Annotated in this window: 12 protein-coding genes; 1 reads left to right on the top strand and 11 read right to left on the bottom strand. The window is 36.0% G+C overall.

The window, feature by feature from the left end; all coding sequences use genetic code 11:
- Positions 1-24: 24 nt before the first annotated feature.
- The 5 genes from asnS to pyrH form a co-directional block, all read right to left on the bottom strand.
- Complete coding sequence (gene asnS, locus ACB104_RS04975) at positions 25-1,458, bottom strand: asparagine--tRNA ligase (protein WP_370477182.1); 1,434 nt, start codon at positions 1,456-1,458, stop codon at positions 25-27.
- Between the two features lie 76 nt (positions 1,459-1,534).
- Positions 1,535-3,916, bottom strand: coding sequence for an efflux RND transporter permease subunit (locus tag ACB104_RS04970; protein WP_370477181.1), 2,382 nt, complete (start codon positions 3,914-3,916; stop codon positions 1,535-1,537).
- Positions 3,917-3,962: 46 nt separating this feature from the next.
- Positions 3,963-5,234 carry a DUF5686 family C-terminal domain-containing protein gene (locus ACB104_RS04965; RefSeq protein ID WP_370477180.1) on the bottom strand — a complete coding sequence of 424 codons (1,272 nt, stop codon included), beginning with the start codon at positions 5,232-5,234 and terminating at the stop codon, positions 3,963-3,965.
- A gap of 60 nt (positions 5,235-5,294) precedes the next feature.
- Positions 5,295-5,852, bottom strand: a complete 558-nt coding sequence (gene frr, locus ACB104_RS04960) for a ribosome recycling factor (protein WP_370477179.1) — start codon at positions 5,850-5,852, stop codon at positions 5,295-5,297.
- A 54-nt stretch (positions 5,853-5,906) separates the two neighbouring features.
- Positions 5,907-6,614: a UMP kinase gene (gene pyrH / locus ACB104_RS04955; protein ID WP_370477178.1), complete on the bottom strand. Its 708-nt coding sequence runs from the start codon at positions 6,612-6,614 to the stop codon at positions 5,907-5,909.
- 208 nt (positions 6,615-6,822) lie between these two features.
- Here pyrH and ACB104_RS04950 point away from each other — a divergent pair, with 208 nt between their 5' ends.
- Positions 6,823-8,223, top strand: coding sequence for a S1C family serine protease (locus tag ACB104_RS04950; RefSeq protein ID WP_370477177.1), 1,401 nt, complete (start codon positions 6,823-6,825; stop codon positions 8,221-8,223).
- 58 nt (positions 8,224-8,281) lie between these two features.
- On the opposite strand, the gene tsf is transcribed toward ACB104_RS04950, so the two are convergent.
- The 6 genes from tsf to ACB104_RS04920 form a co-directional block, all read right to left on the bottom strand.
- Positions 8,282-9,256, bottom strand: a complete 975-nt coding sequence (gene tsf / locus ACB104_RS04945) for a translation elongation factor Ts (RefSeq protein ID WP_370477176.1) — start codon at positions 9,254-9,256, stop codon at positions 8,282-8,284.
- Between the two features lie 85 nt (positions 9,257-9,341).
- Positions 9,342-10,115 (bottom strand): 30S ribosomal protein S2, encoded by a 774-nt coding sequence (rpsB, locus tag ACB104_RS04940; RefSeq protein ID WP_370477175.1) that lies wholly within the window; start codon positions 10,113-10,115, stop codon positions 9,342-9,344.
- A 144-nt stretch (positions 10,116-10,259) separates the two neighbouring features.
- A complete protein-coding gene (gene rpsI / locus ACB104_RS04935) occupies positions 10,260-10,646 on the bottom strand; it encodes a 30S ribosomal protein S9 (protein WP_370477174.1) in 387 nt (128 codons plus the stop codon).
- Positions 10,646-11,101 carry a 50S ribosomal protein L13 gene (gene rplM / locus ACB104_RS04930; protein WP_370477173.1) on the bottom strand — a complete coding sequence of 152 codons (456 nt, stop codon included), beginning with the start codon at positions 11,099-11,101 and terminating at the stop codon, positions 10,646-10,648. Before rplM ends, rpsI begins: the two co-directional genes overlap by 1 nt.
- Before the next feature lie 242 nt (positions 11,102-11,343).
- Positions 11,344-12,744, bottom strand: coding sequence for a Gfo/Idh/MocA family oxidoreductase (locus ACB104_RS04925; RefSeq protein WP_370477172.1), 1,401 nt, complete (start codon positions 12,742-12,744; stop codon positions 11,344-11,346).
- A 125-nt stretch (positions 12,745-12,869) separates the two neighbouring features.
- The gene (locus ACB104_RS04920) at positions 12,870-14,852 is read right to left on the bottom strand and encodes a heavy metal translocating P-type ATPase (protein ID WP_370477171.1); all 1,983 of its coding nucleotides are present in this window, start codon (positions 14,850-14,852) and stop codon (positions 12,870-12,872) included.
- Between the last annotated feature and the right edge of the window lie 58 nt (positions 14,853-14,910).

Here is a 14,910-nt window from a genome sequence, read left to right as displayed (position 1 = left end):
GTTTGTCCTTTTATTATAATTTCTTTAGAATTCTGCATTTTGGGGAGTGCGTGGAAATGGAATTACATCCCTAATATTGCTCATTCCTGTAGCGAACATCACCAATCGTTCAAAGCCCAATCCAAACCCAGAATGAACAGCGGTTCCGTACTTTCTTAAGTCTAAATACCACCAAAGTTCTTTTTCTGGAATATTAATGGCTGCCATTTTTTGTTTTAAAACCTCCAAACGTTCTTCGCGTTGTGCACCACCAACAATTTCACCAATGCCTGGGAATAGTATGTCCATAGCTCTAACGGTTTTTCCATCGTCATTCAAGCGCATGTAAAAGGCCTTAATATTTGCAGGATAATCAAACAGAATAACAGGGCATTTAAAGTGTTTTTCCACAAGAAAACGCTCATGCTCACTCTGCAAATCCGTCCCCCATTCTTCTATTAAATATTTAAATTTCTTTTTCTTGTTGGGTTTTGAATTTCTTAAAATATCGATGGCTTCGGTATAGCTAACTCGTTTAAAATGATTGTCTGTAACAAAATTCAGCTTTTCTATTAACGTCATGCTGCTGCGCTCATCTTGCGGTTTGGTTTTGTCTTCGTCCTGCAAACGCTTATCTAAAAACTCTAAATCCTCACGGTTATTGTTCAAAATGTATTTTATAACAGACTTCATAAAGTCTTCGGCCAAATCCATATTTCCTGCAAGATCCATAAAAGCAACTTCGGGTTCTATCATCCAAAATTCTGCCAAATGGCGAGAGGTATTCGAGTTTTCTGCTCTAAACGTTGGACCAAAAGTGTACACTTTTCCCAGGGACATGGCATAGGTTTCTGCTTCCAATTGCCCAGAAACAGTTAAATTGGTTTCCTTTCCGAAGAAATCTTTGGAATAATCAATATTTCCTTCTTCGTTTATAGGCGGATTTTTCAAATCAAGATTGGTAACCTGAAACATTTCACCAGCACCTTCGGCATCGCTACCCGTAATAATTGGCGCGTGCATATAGTAAAATCCATTGTCATTAAAATATTTATGAATGGCAAACGATAACGCTGAACGTAAACGCATTACTGCACTAAACGTATTGGTTCTGGTTCGTAAATGAGCATGTTCCCTTAAGAATTCAAACGAATGTTTTTTTGGTTGAATGGGGTAGGACTCAGGGTCTGAGTCTCCTAAAACAGTGAGTTCTTTAACTTGTATTTCCACTTTTTGACCCTTACCTTGACTCTCAACCAATTCACCTTTTACATGAATGGCTGCACCTGTAGTTACTCTTTTTAAAAGATTTTCATCGTAGTTTTCAAAATCAACAACGCACTGAATATTACTCAAGGTGGAGCCGTCATTCAAAGCTATAAACCGATTGGCCCTGAAGGTTTTTACCCAACCTTTTACTTCAACTTCTGGAATAATGATATCCTGGGTCAGTAACTCTGAAACTGTTCTTGATTGCATGTGCTTAAATTTATATTGTAAATATAAAAAAAGCGTATCGGCTTACAATCTATGAAGGTTCAAAAACGACAAAAAGTTATTCGTCTTCCTCTGGGATAATATTAATTGAAGGTTCTCTGAGAACTTCCTTATTAGCAATACTGCGCTCTAAAGACAACAATAAAGAAGGCAATAGTAATAAGTTTGACAACATGGCAAAAAGTAATGTTGCTGAAACCAAAGCACCTAACGCTACCGTGCCTCCAAAACTAGAAATAGTAAATACAGAAAAACCAAAAAACAGAACAATGGAAGTATAGAACATACTCACACCAGTTTCTCGTAGAGCTCCATAAACCGACACTTTGATTTTCCAATTATTAGCCTGCAATTCTTGACGGTATTTTGCCAAAAAATGAATGGTGTCATCCACAGAAATACCAAAGGCAATACTAAACACCAATATGGTTGAAGGTTTAATAGGTACACCCAAATAGCCCATTAAGCCCGCTGTTACTAATAATGGTAAAAGGTTTGGTATAAGCGAAATAAGAATCATTCGGCCCGAACGGAACATATACGCCATAAAAAGTGAGATTAAAAAAATGGCCAAGGATAATGAAATAGCCAGATTCTTAACCAAGTATTTTGTTCCTTTTTGGAATACCAATGCTTTTCCTGTCATGGTTACATCGTATCTTTCCTCAGGTAAAACCTTGTCGATTTTAGCTTGAAGGTTTTCCTCAATACGTTCCATTTTATCGGTGCCAATATCTTTCATAAACGTTGTGATACGGGCGTACTGGCCAGTGCTGTCCACAAAGTTTTTAAGCAAATCTAAATTAGAGGATGAGTTTTTTGCGTACGATAAAATAAAGTTGTTTTCCTGTGAAGTCGGCAGTTGGTAAAATTTTGTATTTCCGTTGTAGTAGGCCTGTTTGGAATATTTTACCAAACCAACCACCGAAACAGGTTTAGACAGTTCAGGTATTTCATTAATTAAGCCTTCAAGTTCATCCATGCGCTTCAAAGTAGACAGTTTCATTACTCCTTTTTTGCGTTTGGTGTCTACCATAATTTCTAAAGGCATGATACCACTAAATTCTTCCTCAAAAAACCGAATATCATTTACAAAATCTGATTTTTGGGGCATATCCTCAATTAAACTGCCCGAAATCTTTATTTGATAAATACCAATAATGCTTACCGCCAATAGAATTACAGATGTAAAATATATGGCGATGCGCCTGTCTTTTACCATATGTTCCATCCAATTAACAAAACCACCAATCCAACGCTTGTTGAGGTGCTCCAAGTGGCGATCTTTTGGGTAGGGCAGAAACGTGTAGATAATAGGTATAATTAATAGGCAAAGCATAAAAATGGCTAAAATGCTCAAAGACGCTACAATACCAAACTCTTTTAAAAGTTTGCTTTCGGTTAAAATAAATGTTGCAAAACCTGAAGCGGTGGTTACGTTGGTCATTAATGTGGCGTTACCAATTTTCGTGATAACCCGTTGCAACGATTTTACTTTATTACCATGTAATTTAACCTCGTGTTGGTATTTATTGATCAAGAAAATACAGTTGGGAATACCAATAACAATAATTAAAGGTGGAATTAACGCTGTTAAAACGGTTATCTCATAATTCATTAAACCAATAATACCTAAGGTCCACATAACACCTATACAAACTACTATGAGAGAGATAAAAGTGGCGCGAAACGACCTAAAGAATAAGAAGAAAATCAGTGAGGTAACCAACAAAGCAACCGCAACAAACCATCCAATTTCATCCACAATAAGCTGGGCGTTCAATGTACGAATGTAAGGCATGCCAGAAACCCTAACATCCAAATTATTCTTGCTTTCAAATGCTTCAATTTTTGGCTCTAATACATTAATCACAAAATCTTTTCTGGCCGATGTATTAACAATATCCTTTTTTAAATAGATGGCCGTTCTAATGGTTTTTGTTTTCTTATTAAACAAAAAATTATCATAAAAAGGATACTGTTCAAAAAGCTCGTTCTGTAAAGTCTCAATTTGAGATATTGAGATAATGCTATCAATTATAAAGGGCTCTAATTCGAATTTTTCATTTTTAGTATCCTTTACAAGTTTTTGGAGGTCTCTTAATGAAATAACCGTTTCAACCGCCTCATTTTCTTTAAAACTGTGCGAAAGTTTGTTCCAAGCATTTAATTTTTCAACGGTAAAAAGCGTACTGTCCTTTACGCCAAGTATAACTAGATTGCCCTCTTCACCAAAAGTTTTTAAAAAGTTGTTGTAAACCATGTTTACCTCATGGTCGTCGGGCAATAAATTAGCTTCCGTATAGGTAAAACGCATGTTTTCCCACTTTTGGGCCAACATAAATGTAGCTACGATAATACCTACAAGAATGACGATTTTATTTCTTAAAATCAATCTTGCGGTGACGCTCCAAAAGTCTTTTGAAAAAAGTTTTAACATGCCTTATTTAAAGTTGCGCAAAGGTAGGAAAAAGGAGTATAATACCTCATAATGAGACGTTAAATGTAAATTTAAATGCTACATTATCGTCAATTTGGGGTAAGTGGTAAGCGCCGTAACGATAGGTAAAGCTCAAGCCAAAACCGAATAGAAGCTTGTTGAGTTCAAAGCCAGATTCGGTATACCCTTTTTTTAAAGAACCAAAGGTTACGTTTTGGTGTCTTTCGGGGTTTTTCATATCACCAATGGCGTATCGTGTAATTAACACAAGCTGAGGTTTAAACCGTGGTGATATAGTAAAAGGTTTCAAAAAATGTTTTAATTGTAGTGTGGCAAACTTATCTGAAAAGAATTCATTGAAATACATTGTTTCAAAACTGTTCAATCCCGCAACAGAGAAACGTTGTAGTATGGTTTCTTTTGTAATGTTATTGGGGTAAGCATGGTATAAATGCGTTAAAGGGGTATCGCCGTTTACAATTCCTGAAACTAGGGTAATTTCTGAAAACGCATCATCTTCATTTCCAATTTTGTAATTGGTCTTGAAATCGAATTTTGAAAAGTTGAAATTACTTCCAAAAATATCATTAAAACTTTTGGTGTACTGAAGGGTGAATCTAGGATAGCCCTCATTTATTTTTTCATTACTTTCATTGGAAGAGTCAACTTTATTAAACGGACTCCATTGAAATGCTACTTTAGCAATGCTCAAATCAAATGAAGATACTGCCTCATTGTTCAAAATGTAAGCGTAACTGTATGTAGGATCAATATTGCTAATTGAAAATTCTGTTTCAGCTATCATTTTAGGGTTAAATTCATGTTCAAACGATAACGATTTTGTAATGTGCCTATGAAAAAGGTCGATGTTAATCAATCTTGGTTCAAAAAACTGAAAAAATCTGCCGTCAGTTAAAAATTTGGTGCTGCCCGTTTCCTGTAAGTCGTCTGTGTAAGATAGATTTAGCCAGCTGTTTGTTTTTTCCGTTATACGAAAACCACCACCAATGCTATATTTAAAACGATGGTCCCTAAATCCGTAAACTACGTAGGTATTTAGTCTGTATTTTTCTGAAAAAGTCTCATTAGTAACACCGCCCAATCCCATTCTAATACCTTCATATTGATTGTATTTGATTAAATATCTTAAATCTGCGTTAAAATATTTTGTCGGAAAATAGCCGTTACCAATACTTTTTAAAAACACACTTTTTTTAACGGAATCCTGTTCGGGTTCTTTCACTTCCCTCTGAAAAGATTGGGATTGTGCCAAAGAAGCAGAAAAAAGAATAAAAAGGAAAAGAGTAAAACGTTTCAAAGTCTGCCCCAATTAAATGCTGTGTTTTTACAAAAAGAGCGACAAATTAGTCGCCCTTCTTTAAACTGTCATGATTTCTTTTTCCTTATGTTCAAAGAGTTCATCAATCTTTTTAACGTAGGAATCTGTCATTTCTTGTATGTCAATCTCGGCGTTGCCTTTAACATCCTCTGAAACATCCTCTGTTTTTTTAATGTCGTTATTGGCATCTTTTCTGGCTGACCGTATACTAACCTTGGCGTCTTCTGCTTCGGCTTTGGCTTGTTTTGCCAATGTACGTCTGCGTTCTTCTGTTAACGGTGGCACATTAATAATTATGGTTTCGCCGTTATTCATGGGGTTAAACCCAAGATTGGCATAAGATATACTACGTTCAATTTCTTGAAGCATGCTTTTTTCCCAAGGTTGAACGGTAATTGTCCGTCCATCTGGGGTGTTTACATTGGCAACTTGGTTTAAAGGGGTTTGAGCTCCATAATACTCTACCATTACACTTCCCAGCATTGCCGGGCTTGCTTTACCTGCCCTAATATTAACAAATTCCTTTTTTAAATGGGCAATGGCATTTTCCATGGCCTCTTTTGCAGTATCTAATATAAATTGTATGTCTTCGTTCATTGCAAAAACTTTTAGGTCAAACTAGGTATCCTTTTTCAAAAATTGCCCCAAATGTTAAACATTAACAACGGTTCCGATGTTTTCACCAGAAACTACTTTAAGCAGGTTTCCTTTTTTGTTCATATCAAAAACAATAATGGGCAAATTATTTTCCTGACTTAAGGTGAAAGCTGTGGTATCCATCACTTTCAAACCTTTTCTCAATACATCATCGAAGGAAAGTGTATTGAATTTTATCGCTTTTTTATCTTTTTCAGGATCTGCGTTATAAATGCCGTCAACACGCGTTCCCTTTAAAATAACATCAGCTTGTATTTCAATAGCACGTAAAACCGCAGCCGAATCTGTTGTAAAATAAGGATTTCCCGTACCACCACCAAAAATAACAACACGTCCTTTTTCCAAGTGTCTCATGGCTTTTCTTCTTATAAAGGGCTCTGCTACCTCATTAATTTTTATGGCGGTTTGCAGTCGAGTTGGGATATCTATATCTTCCAGAGCACCTTGTAAAGCCAGTCCATTTATTACGGTGGCCAACATGCCCATATAATCTCCTTGTACACGGTCCATACCTTTGCTAGCACCGGCAACACCTCTAAAAATGTTTCCGCCGCCTATTACTATGGCCACTTCTATGCCTTTATCTATTATGGTTTTTATATCTTCTGCATATTCGGCTAAGCGTTCAGGATCAATACCGTATTGACGCTTTCCCATAAGGGCTTCGCCAGATAATTTGAGGAGTATTCTTTTGTATTTCATTATGTTTAGAAAGTTTAGCAAATATAATCATTATTGTAATTTAGAAAAGTGGAATTTGGCTTTATTGGATCGATTAAATAAATCGTTGATTTTTAGAATTTAGTTTCCAGAAAGATATTGGCATTGCTTCATAGTTGATTTTGAGTGATTTAATTTTCATAGGATAATTTTTTTTTGTTTTTTTATATAGTTTTCAATGCTAATCACAATGAAAAATAAATTTTTACTTCTCTTTTTTATTCTCTCAATTTTTTCATGTAAAGATGATAAGGTTAAAGGTTTAGATACAAAATTTATAGCTTCAGAATATTACCAAGGGGTTGTTAAAATTTTAATGTTTGATTCCGAATTGGAAAAGCAAAAACCGGGCAAAGGTTATTTAAGTAGGGGTTCGGGGTTCGTGGTTACTAAAGATGGTTACGTTTTCACCAATAAACATGTGGTTGAAACCGCTGTTAAAGGATATATTGATTATGACTACTATTTAGGAAAAACTAAAAAATCTAATTTTTCGGTTTATTCGGATGAAATTGCAAATGACATCAATTTGATAAAAGTTTACAGTTCAGGTTATACAACCCCGGTAATTCAAGTTTTTAATGGTAAAAATGAAAATGACTATAAATTGTATAGAGCGGAGGTTGTCTCTATTGGAGTGGGGGCATTTGATGGTGCGTTGTTGAAAATTATAAGCGATATGGATGGTAAGCCTATTGCAAAGCCAGATTTCACCAAATTACCAATAGGAAACTCCGACAATGTTTCACAGGGAGAAAAATTGTGTGTATTTGGTTATCCTGCACAATTTCAGGGTTCTGCCGATTTGATGTTGAGAGATCTAAGCACTTTAAGCGTAGGTATAATGAGTGGCCATGATTACGTGTTTAATTCAGACTATGGCTACATAAAAACAGATGCAGAAATTCATCCAGGAAACAGTGGAGGCCCTGTTTTTGATGAGAAAAATGAGGTAATTGGAATTGCTACAGCCAAAGGGAATAAAACCGGTATCGGTCTTGTAGGCGGGATTAATGGAATGTATTATATATCTGCAATAGATATTCAGGCCCATAAAAAGCTAATTGCTTCTGGATTAACATTGCCTAGTCGGTCTTCGTCAATCAATACAACCACAGGGGCAAAACAAAAAATAAAAACGGCAAGTCAAATAAACTCGTTAATTGCATCAAGAAAATTAAAAGAAAAGAAACCCTTTTTCACAAATACAAGTTCAACTTCTTACAGTAAATCTAAAGTTTATTTTTCAAATGTTTCTGTAAAGGAAAACGACAATAAAATTCCAAGTAAGTCAAAACAATTTACTCGGTTTTCAATGGACAAAAAAAATGGTGGTGGAAAAATTTGGGTATATGTAGACAATTATCCAAATAAAATGGGTACTGAGCAAATTAAGGTTTATATTGATAAATATTCTAATACATCGGGTAAATATATAAAGTTTAAAGATGAAGTTTATAATATCAGCAAAACATCCGACTTTACCTATTTTCCATATGATTTCTATGAGGAGGGAAAATTTAAATTTTTTGTATATTCCAAAGAAGGGAAGTTTATCAATTCGGGAATAGTAGATTTGTATTTTAAATAATAAAGCTCCTCTGAATCAGAGAAGCTTTATTATTATATCCGCTATATTTTATAGCTAATTAACCTACTGTAGCGCGTTTAAAACCAGAGATTTCTACGTTACCATAAGAAGAAACATATTCTGCAACCGTTTTCTTTTCGTCTTTGATAAATTTTTGATCCAATAAACATTTTTCTTGGTCTAAAGTTGTGTTGTCAGAAATAAAACGTTCCATTTTTCCTGGTAAAATTCTATCCCAGATTTGCTCTGGTTTACCTTCAGCTTTTAATTCTGCTTTTGCAGCTTCTTCAGCTTCCGCTAAAACTTCAGGAGTTAATTGGGCCATAGAAATATATTTAGGAACGTTTTTAAGTGTTTTACCCAAACGTGCCAATTCTTCGTTATCTTTTTCTATTACAGCAATTCTAGCCTCAGTTTCTGATGCAACGAATACAGGGTCAAAATCTTTGTAAGACAAAGTGGTTGCACCCATTGAAGCTACTTGCATAGCAAGGTCTTTTACCAAAACATCAGCATTGTCAACCTTAGCAGTTAAACCTACTAAAGCAGCAATTTTGTTAATGTGAACGTATTGACCAACATAAGCAGCTTCCAATTTTTCAAAAGCAGTGATGTCTAGTTTTTCACCAATAACACCTGTTTGCTCAACTAATTTATCAGCAACAGACATTCCGCCGAAATCGGCAGCTAAAAACGCTTCTTTTGAGTCATAATTTAAAGCAAGCTCAGCCAAATCGTTGGCCAATGCCAAAAAGTTTTCGTTTTTACCAACAAAATCAGTTTCACAACCTAAAACAATGGCAACGCCTGCAGTTTCATCTGCATTTATTTTAGCAACAGCAGCACCTTCAGAAGATTCTCTGTCGGCTCTTTTTTCTGCTACTTTTTGTCCTTTTTTACGCAATACGGCGATTGCTTTGTCAAAATCACCTTCAGCCTCAACAAGTGCTTTTTTGCAGTCCATCATACCGGCTCCGGTGGCTTGTCTTAATTTGTTTACTTCAGCTGCTGTAATTTTTACTGTAGTACTCATAGTATTTTTAAATTTAAAAAAGTCGTTTAATTTATTTCAACAAAGAAAAGAATCAAACGACTTTATCATGTTTTGTTAATGTTATTTATTCTTCTTCGTCAGCAACAGCTACTTTAGCTTTTGCTTTTTTAGCTTTTGGAGCGTCATCTTCAACGTCTACAGCATCTTTTTCTGCTTTACGTTCAGCTAAACCTGATGCTATTGCAGATGCAACGTGAGATAAAATTTTATCGATTGATTTAGAAGCATCATCATTTGCAGGGATAACATAATCAACTTGACGTGGGTCTGAGTTGGTATCAACCATTGCAAAAATAGGAATGTTTAATTTTTGAGCTTCCTTAATCGCGATGTGCTCACGCTTAATATCTACAACAAATAACGCACCTGGTAAACGAGTCATGTCGCTGATAGAACCTAAGTTTTTCTCTAACTTAGCTCTTAAACGATCAACTTGTAAACGCTCTTTTTTAGATAAGGTGTTGAAGGTACCGTCTTTCTTCATTCTATCGATTGAAGCCATTTTTTTAACAGCTTTTCTAATAGTTACGAAGTTGGTTAACATACCACCTGGCCATCTTTCAGTGATGTAAGGCATGTTAATTTCACCAGCTTTTTCAGCAACAATATCTTTTGCTTGTTTTTTTGTTGCAACGAATAAAACTTTACGGCCTGAAGCTGCAATTTTAGCAAGAGCTGCTCCGGCCTCTTCAATTTTAGCCGCTGTTTTATATAGGTTAATGATATGGATGCCGTTACGCTCCATATATACGTAAGGAGCCATGTTTGGGTCCCACTTACGTGTAAGGTGTCCGAAGTGTACACCTGCTTCAAGTAATTCTTTTACTTCTACTGCCATGTTTGTAATAGTTTACGTTCTGTTGAATTAGCAATGATTAAGTGGTCATTTTTTAAAATTTGCCTTAACCATTTAGATGCTAAACTAAACCTGCTTTTTAAGGCTAGGTACAACAATAACTGTGTTAAATAATTTGTTTTGATATTAACGTTTAGAGAATTGGAATTTCTTACGAGCTTTCTTCTGACCGAATTTTTTACGCTCCACCATTCTTGGGTCTCTTGTTAATAAGCCTTCTGGTTTAAGGATACCTCTGTTTTCAGCATCTGCCTCGCACAAAGCACGAGAAATTGCCAAACGAACAGCTTCTGCCTGACCAGTAATACCACCTCCATATACATTTACTGTAATATCAAAGTTGCTTTCATTGTTAGTCATGGCCAATGGTTGCTTTACTTTGTACTGTAATGTAGCCGTAGTAAAGTAATTAGCCAAGTCCTTTTTGTTAATCGTAATGTTACCGTTTCCTTGGGCAACATAAGCACGAGCAACAGCCGTCTTTCTACGGCCGATTTTGTGAATTACTTCCATTAATTAAATTCGTTTAAATTGATTGCTTTTGGTTTCTGTGCTGCATGAGCATGTTCTGAACCAACAACAACTGTTAGATTACGGAATAAATCTGCACCTAATTTGTTTTTAGGCAGCATTCCTTTAACTGATTTTTCTACTACTCTTGCTGGGTCTTTTCCAAACAATTCGGTAGCAGTTAAACTTCTTTGACCTCCTGGATATCCGGTGTGACGTAAGTAAACCTTATCGTTCCATTTGTTACCAGATAAACTGATTTTTTCTGCATTGATAACAATTACGTTATCGCCACAATCAACATGAGGTGTGAAGTTTGGCTTGTGCTTGCCTCTTAAAAGTTTTGCAACCTTTGAAGCTAAACGACCAAGCGCCTGACCTTCAGCATCAACCAAAACCCACTCCTTGTTAACAGTAGCTTTGTTTGCTGAAATCGTTTTGTAGCTTAATGTGTCCACACTAATTGATTTTTTAATTATTAAACATTCCTCTCTCAAAAAGAGTTTGCAAATTTACGATTATATATTTGATTACCAAATAGTATATAGGGTTTTTTAAAGCCTATTTTAAATGTTGGAAACAGCTTGTTTTTAAAAGGTTTTAAAGGATTTTAATCGAATAATAATTTGGGTGAATTTTTTGGGATAAAAAAAACTAATGTTAATCGGTCTTTCTGTTCATCGTCATAAGACTTTTAATATTACGAAATCCTTTTGGCTCGAGGTTCCAAATCGGTTAATTCCGCAATTTTTATGGGTTCTCTAGATTCTATGCTTTTTCGTGCCGCAATGCCTATTAAAACGGACATAACGCCATCTCTTATCCCAGCAGCTCTGTCGTATTCATCAGCAATATTGGGTGTTTTAAATATCTTGTCATGTAAACGTTTATCACCACCACCATGGCCGCCACGCTCAAAAGCTACATTCTCAACGTCATAATCTTTCCAAAGTTTGTGCACAATAATGGGCTCATATTTCTCTTCCTCTTTTGAAGTTTGGTCCATTTCTTTGGCATGCATTTCTGCCTGATTTACCGTTTCATTTTTTTGGTAAGGAATGTCCAACCAAGCTTCGATTCTTCCCTCGGTGCCATTGAAGGCAACTCTCCAACCTTCAAAAGGAGAATATGTGGTAAGTGAATAATTTAATGTAACGTTATTTTTGTATTTAACCTGCGCCGACATTTTATCGTATATATTGATTTCTTTTCTGAACAAACAATTGTCCCTTATATAACCATCGTGTTTTTCGTTATCGACATAAAGTTTCATTAAGCGCTCATTTTTTGTAATATCCCAGTAAAAATCACAGTCATTTTTATGGTTACATGTTCTGCAATTATCACCTCTAAACGGTCCATTTTCCCCATAGTATTCTAAATCGCCATAGGCAAAGACCTCACTTGGGTCTGAATCAATCCACCAATTCAATAAATCAAAATGGTGCGTTGCTTTGTGCACCCAAAGTGTTCCGCCGGAATCTCTTAATCCGTGCCATCTTCTAAAATAAGAAGCACCGTGATAAGTATTTAAATACCAATGAAAATCTACCGAGGTAATTTTTCCAATGGAATTGTTCCTCAGTAATTCTTTTATTTTGGTATTGTACGGGCTCCATCGGTAATTAAAGCCAACGATTAGATTTTTGTTCGACCTTCTTTCCGCATCAAGTATGGCTTGGCATTTAGTTTCATCTGTTGTCAGCGGTTTTTCAGTCAAAACATCACAACCCATATCCAATCCTTTAATTATAAATTCGTGATGGGTTGAGTCTTTTGTTGTAACAATAACCAAATCTGGTTTGGTTTCTGAAATCATTTTTTCAAAATCAACGAAGGTTGGGCAATTAACCCCCATGTATGATTTGGCATATTTCAATCGGCCCGGATTAATATCGCATAGCCCAACAAACTCAAGAATATCTGAAAATTCATCGACCAATCTTTTGCCCCAAAAACTGGTTCCACGTATGCCCGTGCCAACCAAAACGACTTTTAGTTTTTCTTTGTTAGAACTGAAACTAAATGCGGATATAGGCATGGCTATTCCTGCTGCAAGAAGGCTGATTGAAGTTAAGAACTTTCGTCTGGATGTTTTCATAATTTAATGGCTTTATAGTTTGTTTAGGTTCACTAAATATAGTTGAAATTCATCAATAGTTGAAATAGGCATATGGAAATATCAAAATCTTATCCTGTTTAGTGAAGATGCCTATGTGGATTAACCTACGCTAGTTCTTCGATTGTTGGCGGATTATATTTTAGGAGTCTTAAAGCATTTAAAACAACTAATATTGTTGACCCTTCATGACCCACAACAGCTGGCCCCAGGGATATAGCCCCAATAATGGTTAACGGAACCAGAAGAGCTACCATACCAAGACTAATAATTAGGTTTTGTTTGATAATACGTTTAGCGTATCTACCTAAACCAATAGAAAAGGGTAAATTGTCTAGTTTGTCAGCCAATAATGCAATGTCAGCAGTTTCTAGGGCAACATCAGAACCTGCAGCCCCCATGGCAATGCCAACGCTACTTTTTACCATGGCAGGCGCATCGTTAACACCATCGCCAACCATGGCAACATTGCCTAATTCGGTTTTTAAATGTTCTATGGCTTTAACTTTTTCCTCGGGGAGCAAACTGCCCATTGGGTCAGTAATGCCAATTTTTTTAGCAATGGCATCTGCCACTTTTTGATGGTCTCCAGTAAGCATTACCATCTTTTTTATGCCCATTTTTTTCAGAGTTTGAAGTGTTGAAGCTGCTTCAGAACGAGCAACATCCATAACTGAAATTATTCCTAAATAATTATTGTCTTGATGAATAATCATTGTGGTATGGCCTCGAGATTCTAGTTCTTGCATCCGTACGTTGATTTCTAAGGGAACATCTTTTTGTGTTAATTCTTCAAAAAGCCTTCGATTACCAATATGCACATTGCTTCCATTCCATTGAGCTCTAATGCCACGAGCGGTTAATGATGTTAAGTGTTCTGCGGGTGGAATCGTTAGGTTCTTGCCTAATTCTTTTTCGCCACCTTCAACAATAGATACAGCTAAAGGGTGATCACTTAATTTTTCAACAGCTATTGCCGTTATTAATAATTCTTCTTTGGTGTTAGTGCCAAAAGGAATGGCATGCGTGAGTGTTGGCTTGCCTCTGGTAAGTGTCCCTGTTTTATCGAATGCTATAGCACGTATGCCAGCTAAGTCTTCTAACGGTCGCCCCCCTTTTATTAAAACCCCTTGTTTGGCGCCTCTGGCAATACCCGCTAAAACTGCGCTGGGTGTAGAAATTGCCAATGCACAAGGTGATGCCGCTATTAAAACAGACATGGCTCTGTAAAAACTTTGTTTAAAAGTTTCGTCAATAACTAAAAACGCAAAGCAGAGTGAAAAGACTACTGCCAATATAATGGGCACGTAATTTTTTTCAAATTTATCGGTAAGGTGTTGTGTTGGCGATTTTTGGGCTTCAGCTTCTTTAACTAAATTGATTAAACTTGCTAATGTGCTGTCTTTAGATTGCTTTAGAACTTTTACTTCTAAAGCTCCTGCTCCGTTAATGGTTCCTGCAAACACACGATTTTCGGCAGCCAATTTTGAAACATCGATTTCGTTTTCCCAATTGCTAGACGGATATTTTTCTACAGGCATGCTTTCGCCTGTTATGGGAGCTTGATTAACAGTGCTTTTTCCTTTACTTATTACACCATCGGCTGCAATTTTAGAGTTAGGTTTTATGATGATAATGTCGCCAATTTTTAATTGTTCGATAGAAACCTCTTCAACAGTGGCATTTCTTTTAACGAGTGCCATGGGTGGTGTTAAATTGGAAAGTGCAGCAATAGACTTTCTTGCTCGATTCATAGCATAGTGTTCTAATGCATGCCCTAAACTAAACAAAAAAAGCAGCAAAGTGCCTTCGCCCCATTTTCCTAATATGGCAGCGCCAAATGCGGCAAACAGCATTAAAAAATCTATTTGAACTTTCCCTTTTAGGATATCTTTACCAGCAGTGATTAATGTAAAATAAGCACCGAAAATACCGCCGATGATATATAATGTAGTTGGGACGATTTCAGGAGTATTTAAAAGAAATGAAAAAATAATGCCTGATAGCCAAAAGCTTCCACTGGTTATTGCAAAATAAAGTTCTGTATTTTCACCAAACCAATCAACTACTATGTTGGAATGTTTGTTCATTACAATTTTGGGCTTAAAAAGGCTGTATTGATATGACTAATTTTCTCCGAATCGTTTC

This window comes from Tamlana flava (genome assembly GCF_041287255.1).
Classification (GTDB): domain Bacteria; phylum Bacteroidota; class Bacteroidia; order Flavobacteriales; family Flavobacteriaceae; genus Tamlana; species Tamlana flava.
The sequence above is the reverse complement of the archived record's forward strand: the minus strand, read 5'-3'. Positions and strand labels throughout refer to the sequence as shown.

Coding starts and splice junctions, on each gene's coding strand:
- ACB104_RS04970 (WP_370477181.1), bottom strand. CDS start 3,916: ATGTTAAAACTTTTTTCAAAAGACTTTTGGAGCGTCACCGCAAGATTG.
- frr (WP_370477179.1), bottom strand. CDS start 5,852: ATGAACGAAGACATACAATTTATATTAGATACTGCAAAAGAGGCCATG.
- rpsI (WP_370477174.1), bottom strand. CDS start 10,646: ATGGAAGTAATTCACAAAATCGGCCGTAGAAAGACGGCTGTTGCTCGT.
- ACB104_RS04920 (WP_370477171.1), bottom strand. CDS start 14,852: ATGAACAAACATTCCAACATAGTAGTTGATTGGTTTGGTGAAAATACA.
- pyrH (WP_370477178.1), bottom strand. CDS start 6,614: ATGAAATACAAAAGAATACTCCTCAAATTATCTGGCGAAGCCCTTATG.
- asnS (WP_370477182.1), bottom strand. CDS start 1,458: ATGCAATCAAGAACAGTTTCAGAGTTACTGACCCAGGATATCATTATT.
- rpsB (WP_370477175.1), bottom strand. CDS start 10,115: ATGGCAGTAGAAGTAAAAGAATTACTTGAAGCAGGTGTACACTTCGGA.
- ACB104_RS04950 (WP_370477177.1), top strand. CDS start 6,823: ATGAAAAATAAATTTTTACTTCTCTTTTTTATTCTCTCAATTTTTTCA.
- ACB104_RS04925 (WP_370477172.1), bottom strand. CDS start 12,744: ATGAAAACATCCAGACGAAAGTTCTTAACTTCAATCAGCCTTCTTGCA.
- tsf (WP_370477176.1), bottom strand. CDS start 9,256: ATGAGTACTACAGTAAAAATTACAGCAGCTGAAGTAAACAAATTAAGA.